The 15,912-nt window shown below is 68.9% G+C and carries 17 protein-coding genes; 7 read left to right on the top strand and 10 right to left on the bottom strand.

Annotated features, from left to right (window positions below; all coding sequences use genetic code 11):
• Position 1: 1 nt before the first annotated feature.
• Positions 2–403, top strand: a complete 402-nt coding sequence (locus AC07PU_RS01430) for an Imm8 family immunity protein (RefSeq protein WP_395346715.1) — start codon at positions 2–4, stop codon at positions 401–403.
• Here AC07PU_RS01430 and AC07PU_RS01425 read toward each other — a convergent pair whose 3' ends face one another.
• Both AC07PU_RS01425 and AC07PU_RS01420 read right to left on the bottom strand, forming a co-directional pair.
• A complete protein-coding gene (locus AC07PU_RS01425) occupies positions 404–1,390 on the bottom strand; it encodes a Bug family tripartite tricarboxylate transporter substrate binding protein (protein WP_495314615.1) in 987 nt (328 codons plus the stop codon).
• Positions 1,391–1,392: 2 nt separating this feature from the next.
• Positions 1,393–2,226: a hypothetical protein gene (locus AC07PU_RS01420; RefSeq protein WP_495314613.1), complete on the bottom strand. Its 834-nt coding sequence runs from the start codon at positions 2,224–2,226 to the stop codon at positions 1,393–1,395.
• Positions 2,227–2,341: 115 nt separating this feature from the next.
• Here AC07PU_RS01420 and AC07PU_RS01415 point away from each other — a divergent pair, with 115 nt between their 5' ends.
• Positions 2,342–3,250 (top strand): LysR family transcriptional regulator, encoded by a 909-nt coding sequence (locus AC07PU_RS01415; RefSeq protein ID WP_495314611.1) that lies wholly within the window; start codon positions 2,342–2,344, stop codon positions 3,248–3,250.
• Positions 3,251–3,284: 34 nt separating this feature from the next.
• On the opposite strand, the gene AC07PU_RS01410 is transcribed toward AC07PU_RS01415, so the two are convergent.
• From AC07PU_RS01410 to AC07PU_RS01395, 4 genes are all read right to left on the bottom strand, one after another.
• Entirely contained in the window at positions 3,285–4,976 is a 1,692-nt protein-coding gene (locus AC07PU_RS01410) for a tannase/feruloyl esterase family alpha/beta hydrolase (RefSeq protein ID WP_495314609.1), read from the bottom strand.
• 210 nt (positions 4,977–5,186) lie between these two features.
• On the bottom strand, positions 5,187–5,603 hold the full coding sequence (locus AC07PU_RS01405) for a YybH family protein (RefSeq protein ID WP_495314607.1): 417 nt from the start codon (positions 5,601–5,603) through the stop codon (positions 5,187–5,189).
• An 11-nt stretch (positions 5,604–5,614) separates the two neighbouring features.
• Complete coding sequence (locus tag AC07PU_RS01400) at positions 5,615–6,034, bottom strand: RidA family protein (RefSeq protein ID WP_495314605.1); 420 nt, start codon at positions 6,032–6,034, stop codon at positions 5,615–5,617.
• Positions 6,035–6,101: 67 nt separating this feature from the next.
• Positions 6,102–7,322 (bottom strand): 4-hydroxyphenylpyruvate dioxygenase family protein, encoded by a 1,221-nt coding sequence (locus AC07PU_RS01395; protein WP_495314603.1) that lies wholly within the window; start codon positions 7,320–7,322, stop codon positions 6,102–6,104.
• Positions 7,323–7,373: 51 nt separating this feature from the next.
• Here AC07PU_RS01395 and AC07PU_RS01390 point away from each other — a divergent pair, with 51 nt between their 5' ends.
• The 5 genes from AC07PU_RS01390 (at position 7,374) to AC07PU_RS01370 (ending at position 10,973) form a co-directional block, all read left to right on the top strand.
• Positions 7,374–7,850, top strand: a complete 477-nt coding sequence (locus AC07PU_RS01390) for an Lrp/AsnC family transcriptional regulator (protein WP_296786126.1) — start codon at positions 7,374–7,376, stop codon at positions 7,848–7,850.
• Positions 7,851–7,949: 99 nt separating this feature from the next.
• Positions 7,950–8,936 (top strand): Bug family tripartite tricarboxylate transporter substrate binding protein, encoded by a 987-nt coding sequence (locus AC07PU_RS01385; protein ID WP_495314601.1) that lies wholly within the window; start codon positions 7,950–7,952, stop codon positions 8,934–8,936.
• Positions 8,937–8,954: 18 nt separating this feature from the next.
• A complete protein-coding gene (locus AC07PU_RS01380; protein WP_495314599.1) occupies positions 8,955–9,359 on the top strand; it encodes a RidA family protein in 405 nt (134 codons plus the stop codon).
• Between the two features lie 81 nt (positions 9,360–9,440).
• Positions 9,441–10,115 carry a Crp/Fnr family transcriptional regulator gene (locus AC07PU_RS01375; RefSeq protein WP_495314597.1) on the top strand — a complete coding sequence of 225 codons (675 nt, stop codon included), beginning with the start codon at positions 9,441–9,443 and terminating at the stop codon, positions 10,113–10,115.
• 165 nt (positions 10,116–10,280) lie between these two features.
• Positions 10,281–10,973, top strand: coding sequence for a Crp/Fnr family transcriptional regulator (locus AC07PU_RS01370; protein WP_495314596.1), 693 nt, complete (start codon positions 10,281–10,283; stop codon positions 10,971–10,973).
• Here AC07PU_RS01370 and AC07PU_RS01365 read toward each other — a convergent pair.
• The 4 genes from AC07PU_RS01365 to AC07PU_RS01350 are packed head-to-tail and all read right to left on the bottom strand — an operon-like array spanning position 10,970 to position 15,908.
• Positions 10,970–12,355, bottom strand: coding sequence for an amidase family protein (locus tag AC07PU_RS01365; protein ID WP_495314594.1), 1,386 nt, complete (start codon positions 12,353–12,355; stop codon positions 10,970–10,972). The genes AC07PU_RS01370 and AC07PU_RS01365 overlap by 4 nt on opposite strands.
• Positions 12,333–13,091 (bottom strand): ABC transporter ATP-binding protein, encoded by a 759-nt coding sequence (locus AC07PU_RS01360; protein WP_495314592.1) that lies wholly within the window; start codon positions 13,089–13,091, stop codon positions 12,333–12,335. Before AC07PU_RS01360 ends, AC07PU_RS01365 begins: the two co-directional genes overlap by 23 nt.
• Positions 13,088–14,890, bottom strand: a complete 1,803-nt coding sequence (locus AC07PU_RS01355; RefSeq protein ID WP_495314590.1) for a branched-chain amino acid ABC transporter ATP-binding protein/permease — start codon at positions 14,888–14,890, stop codon at positions 13,088–13,090. Before AC07PU_RS01355 ends, AC07PU_RS01360 begins: the two co-directional genes overlap by 4 nt.
• Complete coding sequence (locus AC07PU_RS01350) at positions 14,880–15,908, bottom strand: branched-chain amino acid ABC transporter permease (protein WP_495314589.1); 1,029 nt, start codon at positions 15,906–15,908, stop codon at positions 14,880–14,882. The genes AC07PU_RS01355 and AC07PU_RS01350 overlap by 11 nt, the downstream gene beginning before the upstream one ends.
• Positions 15,909–15,912 lie beyond the last annotated feature (4 nt).

Genomic DNA, 15,912 nt, shown 5'->3' with positions numbered 1-15,912 from the left:
AATGACAATCCGTCTCGAAATCGTCGACCTGCGTTCCCTCGATGTCGACAGGCTGAGCGCATGGCGTCCGGAGGCCCCCGAGGATGTCTACCTCACCCTCGAGCTCGAGATCGGCGAGGCGGGCGTGTCCGGCGCGCACGTGTTCCAGCTGCTCGCGGCAACGCCCGAGGGCGTGAGAGCCCACCACGACGGCCGGGCGCTGCAGGCCTACACCTCGATGCGCCGGCGCGCAAAGGGCTTCGACATCGACGCGCTGCTGATCGTCGATCCCTACGACTGGGACACGCTGCGCGAGGCGCTGCGCCAGCGCGTGGCCGCCTGCGAACGGTCCACCTGGGCCGAGTCGCTCGACTGCCTGCGCACCCGGTTCTTCTGGGAGTACGAGGGCGTCGAGCGACGGTAGCTAGTCGATCGCGATCTTCGCGCGCGCGACCACGTCCTTCCAGCGCTCCAGCCCCTGCCGGATCGCGTGCGTGACCGCCTCGGGCTCGCTCGATTTCACCGCATAGCCCAGGCGCGCCAGCCGCGCGGCCAGGTCGGCATCGAGGGCCTTGCGCGTGGCGGCGCGAATCGTCGCGAGCACGGAGGCCGGCACGCCGGCCGGTGCCAGCAGGCAGTACCAGACCTCGTAGTCGACCGAGGGGCCGCCGATCTCCTTGAGCGTGGGCACCTCGGGCAGCTGCGTGCTGCGCTGCGCGCCGAACACCGCGATGCCGCGCAGCCGCCCGGCCGCGATCTGGCTCGCGACCGATGGCGAGGTGGCATAGACCATGTCGATCTGCCCGCCCATCGCATCGTTGACCGCCGGCGCCGTGCCCTTGTAGGGCACGTGCAGCGATTGCAGCGGCGAGATGGTCGAGAGGTACTCGCCCACCAGGTGCGGCGAGGTGCCCGCGCCCGGCGTGCCGTAGCTCAGCGAGCGCTTTTTCGACAGCGCGACCAGCTCCTCGAAATTCTTCGCGGGAAAGTCGGGCCGCACGGCCATCACCACCTGCGTGCTGCCGACCATGCTCACGGGCGCGAAGTCCTTGAGCGGGTCGAAGCGCGTGTTGCGGTTCACGCTCGGGTTGGTCGCGAGGTAGTCGTTGGCGAACAGCAGCGTGTAGCCATCGGCCGGCGCGCGCGCGACGAAGTCGGTGCCCATGTTGCCGCCGCTGCCCGGGCGGTTGTCCACGACGACCGCGCGTCCGAGCAATTGGCCGAGCCGTTCCGCGAACGGCCGCGCGATGGTGTCGAAGCCGCCGCCTGGCGGGAACGGGACCACCATCGAGATCGGGCGCGAGGGAAATTCCTCCACGGCCCAGGCGCGCGGCAGCGGCGAAGCCGCCAGGGCAGCACCGAGTCCCAGCACGATGCGACGGCGCCGGCCGTCGGACTGAGGGTCGTGCATGGTCACAGCCTCGGCAGCTCGATCTGCAGCAGCTCGCTCGCGGCATCGGCCGTCATCGCGCTGGCCGCCTCCCCACTGTAGAGCGAGGACCGCGCTTCCCAATCGCGCCGGCCGTCCCCCGCGTGGCCTTGCCCCGCGAGCACGAAGACGATGGTGTTCGGCGGCACCTCGATGCTCCGGCCCGCCTCGAGCGCGATCAGCGACAGCACGGTCCGCGCCTCGGAGAAGCTGCCCAGGTGCTTGCGCGCCACGCCGGGCCGCTGCGCATCGTCCAGCCATTGCGCGGCAGAGGGGCGAATGAAGATCGGCTTGTCGTAGCGGCTCTCGGGGTAGCGCAGCTCGCGGCCGTTCATGTGTTCCCAGACGGCTTCGTAGGCATCCTGGTTGCGCGTGCCGCCCTCGGGCTTGTCGACCTTGTAGACGCCGGCCTCGAAGCGCCCGGTCTTCTTGAGTTCGACGATGCCGCGCTGGAACGCCGCCTCCGACAGGTAGCCGCTGCGGCTCGCTCCGCCGAACTGCAGCACCAGCGTGAGCGACTCGCCCGCGATGCTCTGCGGGCCGTAGAACACGCCCTCGGGAAAGTAGCCGATCATGCCCGGCTTCATGACGCCGTCGCGCGCGAAGTCGGCGTCGCCCTCGAGCTGCACGCGCACCTGGTCGAAGTTGTGGCGATGGCGCGGCGAGTCGAAGTCGTTGAAGGTGTTCGAGAGCTGGAGGAAGAAGTTGCCCGCGCTGCCATCGCGGCCGGACAGCAGCGGGTGGTAGCGGAACTTGCCGCCGCGGGCATGGGTGCGCTCGATCATCGTGAGATCGCGCAGGTTCAGAATCTGCTGCATGGAAGGATGCGTCTCCTTGTTGGAATGGCCCGCATGCTGACGCAGTCCCCGCCACAAGCCCAGCGACATTAATTCACGGCAGCGTTGCCATTGCGGCAACGCTGCCCCGCGTACCATGAAACCTCGACGCCCCCTGCTCGACCACCTGAACCTCGCCACCCTGAAGCTCGTCGCGGCGATCGAGCACGAAGGCAGCCTGTCGCGCGCGGCCGCCACCCTGCACATCGTGCCCTCGGCCGCGAGCCGCCGCATCACGCAGCTCGAGAACGCGATGGGCGTCGAGCTGCTGCATCGCACCGCGCGCGGTGCCGGCCTGACCGCGGCGGGCCTGTCGATCGCACGCTATGCACGCGCGATGATGGAGGACGTCGACACCCTCGATGCCGAGCTGCAGAACCTGCAGGCCGGCGTGTCGGGCCGCATCCAGCTCGTCGCCTCGATCTCGGCCATCGTGCAGCACCTGCCGCAGGACCTCGCGCTGTTCCTGCAACAGCACCCGGGCATCAAGATCGAACTGGCCGAACACACGAGCGCGGAGATCGTCGAGCTGCTGCTGCAACGCAAGGCCGACGTCGGCGTGTTCGTGGCGGAGGGCGACATCCCCGGCCTCAAGCTGCAGCCCTACCGCACCGAGCGGCTGGTCGTGATCCTGCCCGTGCACCACCGGCTCGCGAAGCGCAAGCGCCTGCGCTTCGAGCAACTGCTGAAGGAAGAGTGGGTGGAACTGCCACCGGGCACCGCGCTCGCGAGCCGCGTGGCCAGGGAGGCGCTCGCGCACGGCGTGCGGCTGCGCACGCGCATCCAGGTCAAGGGCATGGATTCGGCCAGCCGCATGGTGCAGTGCGGCCTCGGCATCGGGCTGCTGCCCCAGGCCAGCCTCGAGCAGCAGGCGAAGTTTCCGAACCTGGCCTTCGTGCCGCTCGACGAGCCCTGGGCGCACCGGGTCAGCTACCTGGCGGTGCCCGCGCTGGCCGAGCCCTCACCGGCGAGCCGGATGCTGTTGCAGGCGTTGATGGGGCTCTGAACGGCCCGGCGCCGCGTCGCCATGGCGCAGGCCATCACGGCGTGCAAGTGAAGCTCGCGGCCGAATTGACGTCGCCGCTGCCGTTGTAGCGCGGATACCTCGGGGATTCGCAGACCGGCATCGTCCGGGCCGTGGCGCCGGCCCGGAAGCTGTAGGTCAGTTGCTCGGGCGCCTTGCCGCCCTCCACCCAGTCGATGATGGCGGCGAGCCAGTCGACCTCGTTCAGGTTGCCGCCCGCGCCGTGGCTCGAGGCGGGCACGATGAACAGGCGCGCGTTGCTGCGCGGGTCGGCCAGGCCGAGCGCCTTGGCCGTGCTGGACATGGTCGCGAAGTTGCGCATGTGATCGTTGGCCGACAGCAGCGGGTCCCCCGCGTCGTGCCAGGACAGCAGCTTGCGGCCCGACGCCACGTAGGCCGCGATGGCGTTCCGGTCGTGGTCGGCGCCCGCGCGCTGGAGACCGCTGCTGAAAACGTAGTAGTCGCGGTTGAGGTCGAAGCTCGCGAGGTTGGGCGCCGGCGCCGTGCCCGGCGGAGGCGCGCCGAACCACAGCGGGTCGTTCGTGGCCAGGAACGCGAAGCCGCCGCCCAGGCCGCCATAGCTCGTGACGCCCAGCGCCGGCACGCCGGGAATGGCGGACACGGGGGCGAAGTTGGTCCAGTTGTACTTGCTGTAGGCCGTGGCGCCACCGGCCAGCGTCAGGTTGCCGAGCAGGCCCGCGAGCGTGGGCACCTGCGCGGCCGACAGGCACAGCGTGGGGTCGGCATTCGCGCCCGGCTGGCCGCATTGCAGCGACGCCGCGGGCAGGGCGCATGCGCCGGGGTTGGCGAGGTAGCCGTCGGCCGCGCCGTCGCCGGCATCGCAGGCCGTCACGGCGGCCGCGTAGGCCGCGGCGTACTGGGCCGGGCTGATCTCGGCCGGCGTGGCCGCCTTCGCGGCCGTGTTCATCAGGCCGGTGACCGCGCCGCCCATGTCCATGGTCTCGCAGCCGGCGACGATGCCGTCGAACTCGTCGGGCCAGCGCTGCGCGGCGATGTAGGCGTTGCGGCCCCCGTTGGAGCAGCCGTTGAAATAGCTGTGGCTCGGCGTTTTGCCGAAGAAGGCCTTCGCGACCGCCTTGCCGAAGCGCAGCGTGGTGCCGCCCGCGGCGTAGGCATAGTCGGCCGCCGACTGGCGCGCGTCGTCGGTCCCGCCGATCCACACGCCCGGCGCGGCCTGCGCGGGAACATTGGCCCGGTTGCCCCCGTTGGAGGCCGCGTACACCGCGCCCTTGAGAGCGAGCACGGGGCTGACCGCGGTCACCGCGCCGCCCGGATCGGTCGTCACCACCGAGGCGATGCGGCCGTCGAAGCCACCGCCGCCCTGCTGCCAGTAGCGTCCGGTCCAGTTGTCGGGCACGTCGATCTCGATGTCCAGGAAGGGCGCACGCGTGCCCAGCACCTGGCAGAAGCCCGCGGGGTAGAGCGGCGCCTTGGCCTCGAAGCGCACTGTGCCCGTGACCGTCACGCCTTCGATGACCTGGCCCTTGAGCGCGTTGCAGCTGCTCTTGAGCTGTTCGACGCTGGGGCCCGCCGGTGGCGGCGCGGGCGGCGCGGGTGCGGGCGCCGGAATCGGAAGGAAGCCGCCGCCTCCGCCGCCACCCCCTCCACAGCCTTGCAAAGCCAGGCCAGCGGCCAGCAGAAGGCCCGTCGACAGCAGGGCACGGGGCAGACACTTTTCGTCGCGCATGGTTTTCTCCAGTGTTTGAGGGGTGCGCCGGACAACCGACGGCGTTCGTTCGACGAGGTCGTCATCGAACGAACGATCGGTTTTTTCTACCGACCGACCGGACGGTCGGTTCAGGAGCAGCGCGAGACTAACGCAGCCGCGCGAGCGCAGGCAAGCGGCACGGCGTCGGGACTAACCCCTAAGTTCGCCCGCCGCGGCTTTGCGGCTTTCTCACGCCGTCGGCGCGTCCTGCACGGCGGGACCGTTGTCGTTGTCCATGTCGACCACCGCCTTCCAGTGCCCGTCGATGCGCTTCCAGACCACGACGTACTTTCCCTCGAAGCTGACGGGAAGCCCTTCCTTCTTCATCGCGATCCGATAGCGGCCGATGTCGTAGGCCATGTCGCCCGCATCGCAGAGATGGAGGGTCGGCACATAGCTCGCGACGAAGTCCTCGCGCTGCAGGTAGCCGGCCCAGACCTCCCTCAAGGCCTGCTTGCCCGAGAAGGCCGGCTTGCCGGGCGGCATGTAGGTCGCGTCGTCCGCGTAGATGTCGAGGATGGCCTCGAGGTCGCGCTCGCGGATCGATTGCATCCAGTGCTGGTAGCGCGCCAGGATGGCGGCGACGGCGGTGTTCTCCTGCGGCATGAGCGCGTCCTCTAGCGTGGCCGGGCGGCCGCGACCGCCTTGATCTCGATCAGCAGGTTGGGCCGCGCCAGCGACGCCACGCCCAGGATGGTCCAGGCCGGGAAGTCGCGCACGATGTAGCGCTCCTTGATCTCGCGGAAGGCCGTGAGTTGCTCATCGATGCGCACGTGATAGGACACCAGTTCGACCAGGTCCTCGAAGCCCAGCCCCTCGTGCGCGAGGATCGCGCCAAGGCGCTTGAACGCGAGCTCGATCTGCTCCTCGGCGCGCTCCGGCACGGTGCCGTCGGCATGGATGCCGACCTGGCCGGCAATGAAGACCAGCCCGCCGGCCTTCACGGCCGGCGCGTACTGGAACAGGTCGAAGACCTTGTTGCTGCCGAAGGTGGGATCGTTGTCGGGAAGACGCAAGCGCTGGATGTGGCTGGACATGGTGGGAAGGTGATGGAAGGTGGATTGAAGAAGATGGCGCGGCAGGCCACGCCGGGAATTCCTGCGTTCAGCGCGCTTCGACCTCGATGGTGCCGCGCTGGACCTGGTCGGTTTCCTGGCTCTCGAACAGCGCCTTGAAGTTTCCTTCGCCGAAGCCGTCTTCCCCGCGCCGCTCGATGATCTCGAAGAACACCGGGCCGATCTGGCGACGCGTGAAGCGCTGCAGCAGGATGCGGTCGCCGCCCTTGCCGTCGACCAGGATGCCGCGCGCCTTCATGGCCTCGAGGTCCAGCCCATGGCCGGGCACCCGCGCATCGACGCCGCGGTAGTAGACCTCGTGCGGTGCCTCCATGAACTCGACGCTGCCCTGCTGCAGGAAGTCGATGGTCTGCTCGATGTCCGAGGACAGCAGCGCGATGTGCTGGATGCCCTCGCCGTTGTAGTCGCGGATGAACTCGTCGTTCTGGTTCAGGGTGCCGGGCTGGTCGTGCGCGGCGGCGGCGATGGGAATGGAGACCTTGCCGCAAGGGCTGACCATCGAGCGCGCCCGCATGCCGGTCTTCTTGCCCTTGACGTCCAGGTACTGCTTCTGCGTGAACGCGAAGGTGTTCTTGTAGAAGTCCGCCCACAGATCGAGATGCTCGGGCCGCACGATGTTGGAGGTGTGGTCGATCGCGACGATCGAGGCATCGTGCGCCGGAATGCCCGGCGTCGGGGCACAGGGACTGGAGAACTCGCCATACACATCGCGATCGACGAAGTACACCAGGCTGTCGCCGATGCCCACGATGGCCGGGCTTTCGACGACATAGGTTCCGAAGGCCTCCGGGCTGGCCTTGCGTGCACCGCCTTCCAGCGCGCGCGCCACGGCGTTGTGCGCGTTGTCAACGTTGATCCCGATCGCGCGCACCGAGGCGCCGTGCACGTCGAGGAAAGGGTTCGGCGCGGGATTGACGATCACGGTCGCCTCGCCCTGCCGCATCAGGACCGCGCCGGTGCGTTCGGATCGGCCCAGGGGCTTGAAGCCGAGCCGCTCGAAGAGGGGAACGAGGTCCTCGGTCCGCGGCGACACGAACTCGACGAATGCGAAGCCTGCGGTGGTTACTTGCGTCATGGCCATGGCTTGAAAAATGGAAGAGGTTGGCAAAGCCACGATTCTGTTTTTCGATGCCCCTGGTCCCGCCTTGATTTCCAAGGCGCGCGCGGGCGCAGGGATTTTTCTTTTCGACTTTGGCGCCCGGCCGGCTTTCATATGAAAGCGATGCGGGCCGGTTGCGGGCCTCACCATCGCTCTCCTTCTTTAAGATGGAAAGCAACGGCAGCCGAAGAGGAGTTTTTTGTGAGCCAACCCAAGCGAAACTTTCTCGACGCGATCGACCACAAGCTGGTCAAGCTGCTGCTCAAGGATGGCCGGGCCTCGTTCAAGACCCTGGCGGCGGAGGTCGGTCTCACCGCGCCCGCATGCGCGGAGCGCGTTCGCCGCCTGCGCGAGGAAGGCGTGATCAAGGGCTACCGCGCCGACGTCGACTGGAACCGCCTCGGCTTTCCCATCGACGCGCTGATCCGCATCGGCGCGGCCGCGGAACACGGCAAGGGCCTGATCAAGGCCTTCCGCGACACGCCCAACGTGATCGAAGTGCTGCGCGTCACCGGCTCCGACAGCTACGTGGTCCACATCCTGGCCCGGTCCAGCGAGGAACTCGAAACGGTGATCGACAAGATCGGAAGCTTCGGCACCGTCAACACCTCGCTCGTGCTCTCCGCGCCGCTGCCGGCCGCCGAGCGACTGGCCGATGTGCTGGGCTGGGTCGATTAGGGCCTGTTAACAAGTAGACAGCCAGCCGCGGCCGAACTGCCGACACTGCCCGCCAGGCGCTCTCCGCGACGGAGAGCCATCAAGACAAGGGCGATACCGATGCAGTTCCGTGTTCGATGCCTGTGGCCGCTGGCGGCCCTCGCGCTGGGGATTTCCTGTGCCTCGACCACCCTGGCGGCGGGTGCCGAGGTGCTGGCGCCGGGTGCGATCACGATGGTCGTTCCCTACACCCCGGGCGGCACCACCGACCTCCTGGCACGCCGGGTGGCGCAGGGCATGTCCGAGCGCTTGAAGCGTCCGGTCGTGGTGGAGAACCGACCCGGCGCGGGCACGGCGATCGCGGCCAGCACCGTGGCCCGCGCACCGGCGGACGGCCGAACGCTGCTGGTCGCGAGCAACGCCACGCTGGCCATCAACCAGCACCTGGGCATCAAGCTGGGCTACGCCCCCGAGGACTCGTTCGACTGCGTGTCGCTGCTGGCCACGGTCCCGAATGTCGTCGTCACGCGTCCCGATGCGCGCTGGCGCAGCCTGGCGGACGTGGTCGCGTCGTCGAAGGCGGGCCAGCCCGCCAGCTACGGTTCGATGGGAACCGGGACCTCGACCCACATCGCGATGGAAGTGCTCGCGCAGACCACGGGCGCGCCCTTCACCCATGTGCCCTACAAGGGCAGCGCGCCCGCGCTGGTCGACCTGATGGGCGGACATGTGGACGTGGTGGTCGACACGCTGGTGGCCACCCTGCCGCATCTGCGCGAAGGAAAGTTGCGCGCGCTCGCCGTGCTCAGCGCGCGCCGCGCCGACAACGCGCCCGAGATTCCGACCGCGAGGGAATCATCGGGACGCGACATCGACATCTATTCATGGTTCGGCCTCGTGGTCCCCAAGGGCACACCGCCCGCCGTGATCGCGGCGCTGCATGACGCGGCGGCGGCGGCGGTCAACGCACCCGCGCTCCGGAAGGACCTGGGCCCGCTGGGCGTCGACCTCGTCGGATCGAGCCCGCGTGCCTTCGGCGATTTCGTGAAAGCCCAGCAGCGCATGTACAGCGAGATCATTTCCACCCACAAGCTGCAGTTGAACTGAGCCCCTGGAGTCCCTTCGATGTCCGATCCGATCCATTACCTGAATCCCCCCTTGCTGGCACGCCCGAACGGGTTCTCGCATCTCACGGAAGCGACCGTGGACCGCATGGTCTTCATCTCCGGGCAGGTCGCCTACGCCCCTGACGGCGCGATCGTCGGCGCAGGCGATCTCGCCGCACAGACGCGGCAGGTCTTCCTCAACCTGAGCCATGCGCTCGCGGCCGCGAACGCGGGCTTCGACAGCGTGGTCAAGCTCAACTTCTTCGTGCGCGACATCAGCGAAGCGGCCGTCGCGACGATCCGGCAGGTGCGCAAGGAGTTCCTGGTCGAGACGGCGCTGCCCGCCAGCACCATGGTCGGCGTCGCGGGCCTCGCCAAGGAAGCGCTGCTGCTCGAGGTCGAGGCCTATGCCTTGAAGGGTTGAAGCGCGCCGGTTCGGCGAGCGCCCGGCCCCGCTATGCTGGCGGGCAGAGGCATCGGCCCTCTGCCTATCCCAAGGGGTGCGATGGAAACCTCGAGCGACATCGGCTGGACCCGCGCGCTCGCCGGCCTGGACGACAACGAAGTGCGGCGCATCGAGCGTTGTCTCGGCGTGCGCGAGGTGCCCGCGCGCACGCCGATCTTTCACCAGGGCGATCCCGCCGGCGAGTTGTTCATCGTCCGCAGCGGCCGCGTGCGCCTGATCCGGCGCATGGAGAGCGGCGAGGAATTCACCAGCGGCGTCTGGTCCGAGGGCTACCTGATCGGCCTCATCAGCGCGTTCCTCGGCGAACCCCGCTTCCTGGCCGCCGAGAGCCTGGAGCAGACATCGTTGCGGGTGCTTCGCAGCACCGAACTGCATGCCTGCATGCAGGCCGTTCCCCGCTTCGCGCTCAACATCGCCCATCTGCTGGCCCTGCTCGCGAGCGACAGCATCCGGCGCGCGGCGCCGCTGGCGCTCGAATCGGTGGAGGCCAAGCTCGGACGCGTACTGGTGAAGCTGGCCGAGGCCGATCCTTCGGGCACGACCCATGTGGTGCGGGGCATCACGCAGGACGAGCTGGGCAGCATGGTGGGCGCGAGCCGACCCTGGGTGAATCGTGCGCTCGCCGCCTTCGAGCGGCGCGGCCTGCTGAGGCGCGACAAGCAGCAGATCCTGCTCCTCGACATCGCGGCCTGCCGCCGGCTGTGGACGGACTGAGCACGCGTGTTCGCAGGCACTCAGGGAAACCGGCGTTTCTCTGGAACGGATATTGCACTACACACGCTCTGTCAGAGTCATTCGCGACAAGGTTCGCGCAACGCCGGTCCCGCATGGTGCGGCAACCCGCCCAGGGTGCGACGGACCGGCATCAAAAGGTGCCCCATGGAAGCCCGCAACGAAACCGCCACCGAAACCTGGCACATGGACGCGCAGGCCGCCAGCGTCTTCATGGCCGCCGAACATCTGGGCCGCCGGCGGCTGCTTGCCAAGGGCGCGGCCATCTATCGCCAGGGCGACGAGGGCTCGAGCTTCTACTTCGTCGTCAGGGGCCGGGTGCAGGTGGAGATCTTCCAGCAGCATGGCGCGGAATTCATCCTCGAGCTGATGGGACCGGGCTCGCTGATGGGCGAAGGCTCGGCGGTCGCGGGCCTGCGGCGCATGTCCAGCGCCACCACCCTCGAGCCCTGCGAACTGATCGAGTTCGACTACCCCGAGGTGAAGCGGGTCCTGGGCCGGCACCCCGAGTTCGCCGCCGCGCTGATGGAGGTGATCGCGGTCAAGCAATGGGTGCTGGGGATGCGCATCCAGTGCCTGGCCACGCCCAAGCCGGACCTGCGCGTGGTGGAACTGCTCGGTCGCCTCGCGAACCTGTACGGCGTCGAGGAGGCCGACGGCGTTCGCATCCGCACCCCGCTGACGCACGAGCTGGTGGCGGCCCTCACCGGCACGAGCCGGGTGACCGTCACCCGCACGATCATGAAGCTCAAGGCCGAAGGCGTGATCCGCAACGAAGGACGCCACTTCTGGGTGCTCGATCCGCAGCTCGCGCTGCGCGAGCAGCGCCGCGCCGCCTAGGTCTCTCCCGCGAGCCGGATCGGGCAACGCTGCTCGAGCCAGGCCGCGATCGCCAGCACGTGGTCGTCGAAGCCCTTGGCCGCGACGAACTGCACCCCCATCGGCAGCGCGGCCCCGCGCGGCCACACCGGATACGACAGCGCCGGCATCTGGCTCAGGTTGAACGCCGGCGTGAACGGGTTCCAGGACATCCAGTCGCTGGACGGCGATCCCTCCGGCACATTGCGCCCGGCCTCGAAGGGAAGGATCGGCAGGGTGGGCAGCATCACCACGTCGACCGTGTCGAACGCGGCATGGATCTCGGCGGCGAGCAGATCGCGCTGCTGCTGCATGGCGACCAGCTCGTCCAGACCGACCGCCTCCACCGACCGGACGAAACGCACGAGTTCGGGATCGAGCTGGTCTTGCAGCGCTTCGGGAACGGCGCGCACGGCCGCGCGGCAGCCGAGCGTGTAGAAGAACGCACCCACCTGCGAGGCACGCCGGACGTCGAAGTCCACGGTCCGGATTTCGAAGCCGTCCTCGCTCAGCAGCGCGAGCGTTTCCCGCATGCCCTGCCGCACGACCGGATCGCACGCGCGCTCCCATCGGTCCGGCGCGAGCAGTCCGATCCGCAGCTTGCGCGCGGGCGGGACCTGGTCGAACGACAGCGCTCTCAAGCCGATCGACGACCAGTCGCCGGCATGAGGTCCGCCGACGATCCGCATCACCTCGGCCAGTTCGCCGACGCTGGCGGCGATCGGCCCCGTGTGCGTGACGTTGAAGAACGCGCTCGGCAGCGGCACCTGCGGAATGCGGCCGAAGCTCGGCTTGAGCGCGACCGTTCCCGTGAAGGCCGCAGGTATGCGCACCGAACCGCCCGCATCGCTGCCCAGCGAGACACGCACGACGCCCGCCGCAACGGCCGCGGCGCAACCGCCGCTGCTGCCGCCGGGCGTGAGCCTGGCATCCCATGGATTGCGGGTCAGGCCGTAGCCGGGGCTGTCGGTCACGCCTTTCCAGTTGAATTCCGGCGCGCGCGTCTTGCCGAGAAGCACCACGCCGGCATCGAGCAGCCGGTCGACGAACACCGCGCTGTGCGGCACGGGCTCGGCGGAAGTCACGCGCGAACCGCGGCGCGTGGGCCAGCCCTGGACCGCCGCGAACTCCTTGACCGTGAAGGGCATGCCGTCGAGCGCTCCGATCGGTGCCCCGCTTTTCCAGCGGCGCGCCGACGCCTCAGCGGCGGACAAGGCACGCCGAGGGTCGAGCCATGCGAAGGCATTGAGCTCGCCCTGGACCTGCTGCGCGTGCCGCAGCGCCGACTCGGCCACCTCGACCGGGGACCAGGCGCCGCTGCGGTAGCCCGCGCGCAACGCCTCAAACGATCGACGATGCAGCATCCGCCGTCTCCCTTCCTGCCTTGCCCGCGCCGAGGTAGATCTCGGCGAGTTGCGGATCGTTGGCCAGCTCGCTGCCCGATCCCTGCTTCACGACCTTCCCGATCTCGATCAGATAGGCCCGGTCGGCCGCTCGCAGCGCGAGCCGCGCGTTCTGCTCCACCAGGACCACCGTGAGTCCCTCCTGGCGCTTGTGCTCGACGATCACGTCCATGATCTGCTGCACCACCAGCGGCGCCAGCCCGATCGAGGGCTCGTCGAGCAGCAGCACCTTGGGGCGCGCGATCAACGCGCGGCCGATCGCCACCATCTGCTGCTGCCCGCCCGAGAGCGTTCCGGCCAGCTGCGCCTTGCGCTCCTCGAGGATCGGAAAGAGCCGGTAGATGCGCCTGAGCTCGTCCTGGAAGCGCAGGGCGCGCCGGTTCGCATAGGTCCCGAGCTCCAGGTTGTCCTGCACGGTCATGGAGTTGAAGAGCGAGCGCTTCTCGGGCACGAGATACATGCCGCGGCGCACGCGCTCTTCCACCGGTGCGCGCCCCAGCGGCACGCCGGCCAGCGAGATCTCTCCGGCCTCGGCCGTCAAGGCACCCATGACCGCCTTGAGCAGGGTGCTCTTGCCGGCGCCGTTGGCACCGATCAGGGAGACGAGATCGCCTTCCTTCACTTCGAAGGACACGCCGCTGACGGCACGGACCCGGCCATAGGAGACCGAGAGTTTCTGCACTTCGAGCATGCTCATGCGTCGGTCCCCAGATAGGCATCGATCACCTCGGGATTGCTCCGGACCTGCGCGGGCGTTCCCTGCGCGAGCAGCTTGCCGAAGTTCAGCACGAACAGGTAATCGGCACAGCCCATCACCAGTTCCATGTCGTGCTCGACGATCAGCACCGTCATCCCGTCCTCGTCGCGCAAGGACTGCAGCAGCCTGGCAAGACGCTCCTTCTCGGGTGCGCGCAGTCCCGCCGCCGGCTCGTCGAGCAGCAGCAGCGCGGGCCGGGCCATGAGCGCACGCGCGACCTCGACCATGCGCTGGCTGCCCAGCGGCAACTCGGACACCTTGACGCCGGCCAGCTCGAGCAGGCCCACGCGGCGCAGCGCGGCCAGCGCCTCGTCCATCAGCCGGGCTTCCTCGGCACGGTCGCGGCCGAAGGCCGACGAGAGCAGCCCCGCGCGGCCGTTGACGTAGCCGCCGATCAGCACGTTGCGCAGCACGTCGAGGTCCTGCACCAGCTGCACGTGCTGGAAGGTGCGCGCGATGCCCTGGCGCACGACCTCCTGGCTGGTCGACGGCAAGGGCTTGCCGTTGAAGCTCACGCTGCCGCCAGTGGCGGCATACACCTGCGTCAGGACGTTGAAGAGCGTGGACTTGCCCGCCCCGTTGGGACCGATCAGTCCGGTGATGGCCGCGCCGGGAATGGCGACGCTCACGTCGGCGAGTGCCGTCAGTCCCCCGAACTTCTTGGTCACGTTGTGCGCGACCAGCGACACGGGGGCCCGCATGCGCGAGGCAGGCACAGCCACGGCCGCGGGCCCGGCATCGTCGCGGGCTCCCGCCCCTCCCTCCCCGAGCCTGGCCCAGGACAGCAGTCCATGCGGCCACTTGAGCAGCATCACGATCAGCATGACACCGAACACCATGGTCTCGACCTGGCCGGGCAGGTTCAGGACATTCGCGATCAGCTTCTGGGCGGACAGTTCGATGACGGTGAAGAAGATGGCGCCGAGGATCGCGCCCATGGGACCCGCCACGCCGCCCAGCACGGCCATGATGAGCAGGTTGATGGAGGCGCCCAGCGAGAAGGTCGACGGGCTCAGGAACTGCATGTAGCACGCATACAGCGCGCCCGCGAGGCCGCCCAGCGCCGCGGAGAGCACGAAGATGCGGGTCCGGGTGGCCGGCACGTCGACGCCGAACGCGCTGACCATGACGCCGTTGCTCTTGAGCGCGCGGGCCACGCGGCCGACGCGCCCGCGGTAGATGCGGCGGTAGCCGACGAGCAGCAAGGCCACGACGACCCAGATGAGCGTGGCGGTCGAACGCGTGTCGAAGACCCAGCCGAACACCGACAGCGGCTTGACGCCGGTGAGCCCCGAGGCGCCGCCGGTCAGCTCGATGGCAGCCACGAAGCACACGGAGATCGCCATGCCGTAGGCCAGGGTTGCCAGCGGCAGGTAGTGCCCCTTGAGCTGCAAGGTCAGCCTGGCCAGCACATAGCCGACCACCGCGCACAGCGCCGTGGCGCAGGGAATCGCCAGCAGCACCGGCACGCCCCAGCGCGCGGTCAGCAACGCGCTGCCGTAGGCGCCCAGTCCGAGGAAGGCGGCGTGCCCGAGCGAGATCTGGCCCGTGGCCATGAGGAAGCCCAGCCCCATCACGACGATCGCGTTCACCCCCACCACGGCCACCAGGCCCACGTAGTAGGTCGATGCCGTCAGCAGCAGCGATGCGACCAGGACGGCGATGGCCCCCAGCATCAGGCGCTCGCGGTCGAGCGTTCGTGGCGGCGCGAGCCGCGCCGCCGCGTTGTCAGTGTTCATCGAGATCGGCTCCATGGCTGGCGTTGCGCCAGAGAAGAATGGGAAGCACCAGCGCGAACACCCAGGCATCCCGGAACGCGCTGCTGAAGTAGGCGGAGAACGACTCGAAGACCCCGACGACGAACACGCCCAGCAGCGAGAGCGGGTAGGCCACCAGCCCGCCCATCACCGCGCCGACGAAGCCCTTGAGGCCGACCACGAATCCCATCTCGTAATGGGCCGTGACCAGCGGCGCGAGCAGCATGCCGCCCAGCGCGGACATGCCCGCGGCGATGAAGTAGCTCAGCCGGCCGACGGTGCCCACGGGCACGCCGCAATAGAGCGCGCCTTCGCGATGGATCGATGCCGCGCGCAAGGCCTTTCCGTACAGCGACCAGCGGAAGAACGCGAACAGCGCGAGGGTCATCAGCAGCGCCGCGGCCAGGATGAAGATCGATTGCATGGCGAGATCGACGCCGCCCAGGCTCAGGCGCTGCGCGCTGATCGGCTCGACCGTGCGCGAATCGGTGCCCCACAGCAGCAGGCCCAGCGGATGCAGGATCAGCGTGACCCCGACGCTGCAGGTCAGCAGCACGATCGGCGGATTGCCGGGATCGGGCTCCACGGTCAGCTGGTAGATGATCGGCCCCATCGCCGCGACCAGCACGAGCGCGGCGATCATCTGCAGCGGCATCGACTGCGAATGGCTCGCCGCCAGGGTCAGCGCGGCCAGCGCGAGGCCGGCGACAACGTACCTGAGCAAGGGCGCGAAGGGGCTGCGCTTGCAGACGACGGCCCGCCGGATGTCGAGGGCCATCGCCACCGCGCCGACGCCGAGCACCAGGTGGACCAACGGCGTCAGCGAGCCCGAGGCGAAGCTCGCGAACGACAAGGCACCGAAGGTCAGGTAGTCGCCCTGGGCCACGTTGACCACGCGCGTGGTGGTGTAGACCAGCACGAGCGACAGGGCCACCAGGGCATACACGGCCCCGTTCGTGAGGCCGTCCACGCCGAGGAAGACGGTGATCGAACTGTCCATTCGC

The sequence above is a fragment of the Variovorax sp. GW821-FHT10D07 genome (assembly GCF_059415325.1).
The sequence above is the reverse complement of the archived record's forward strand: the minus strand, read 5'-3'. Positions and strand labels throughout refer to the sequence as shown.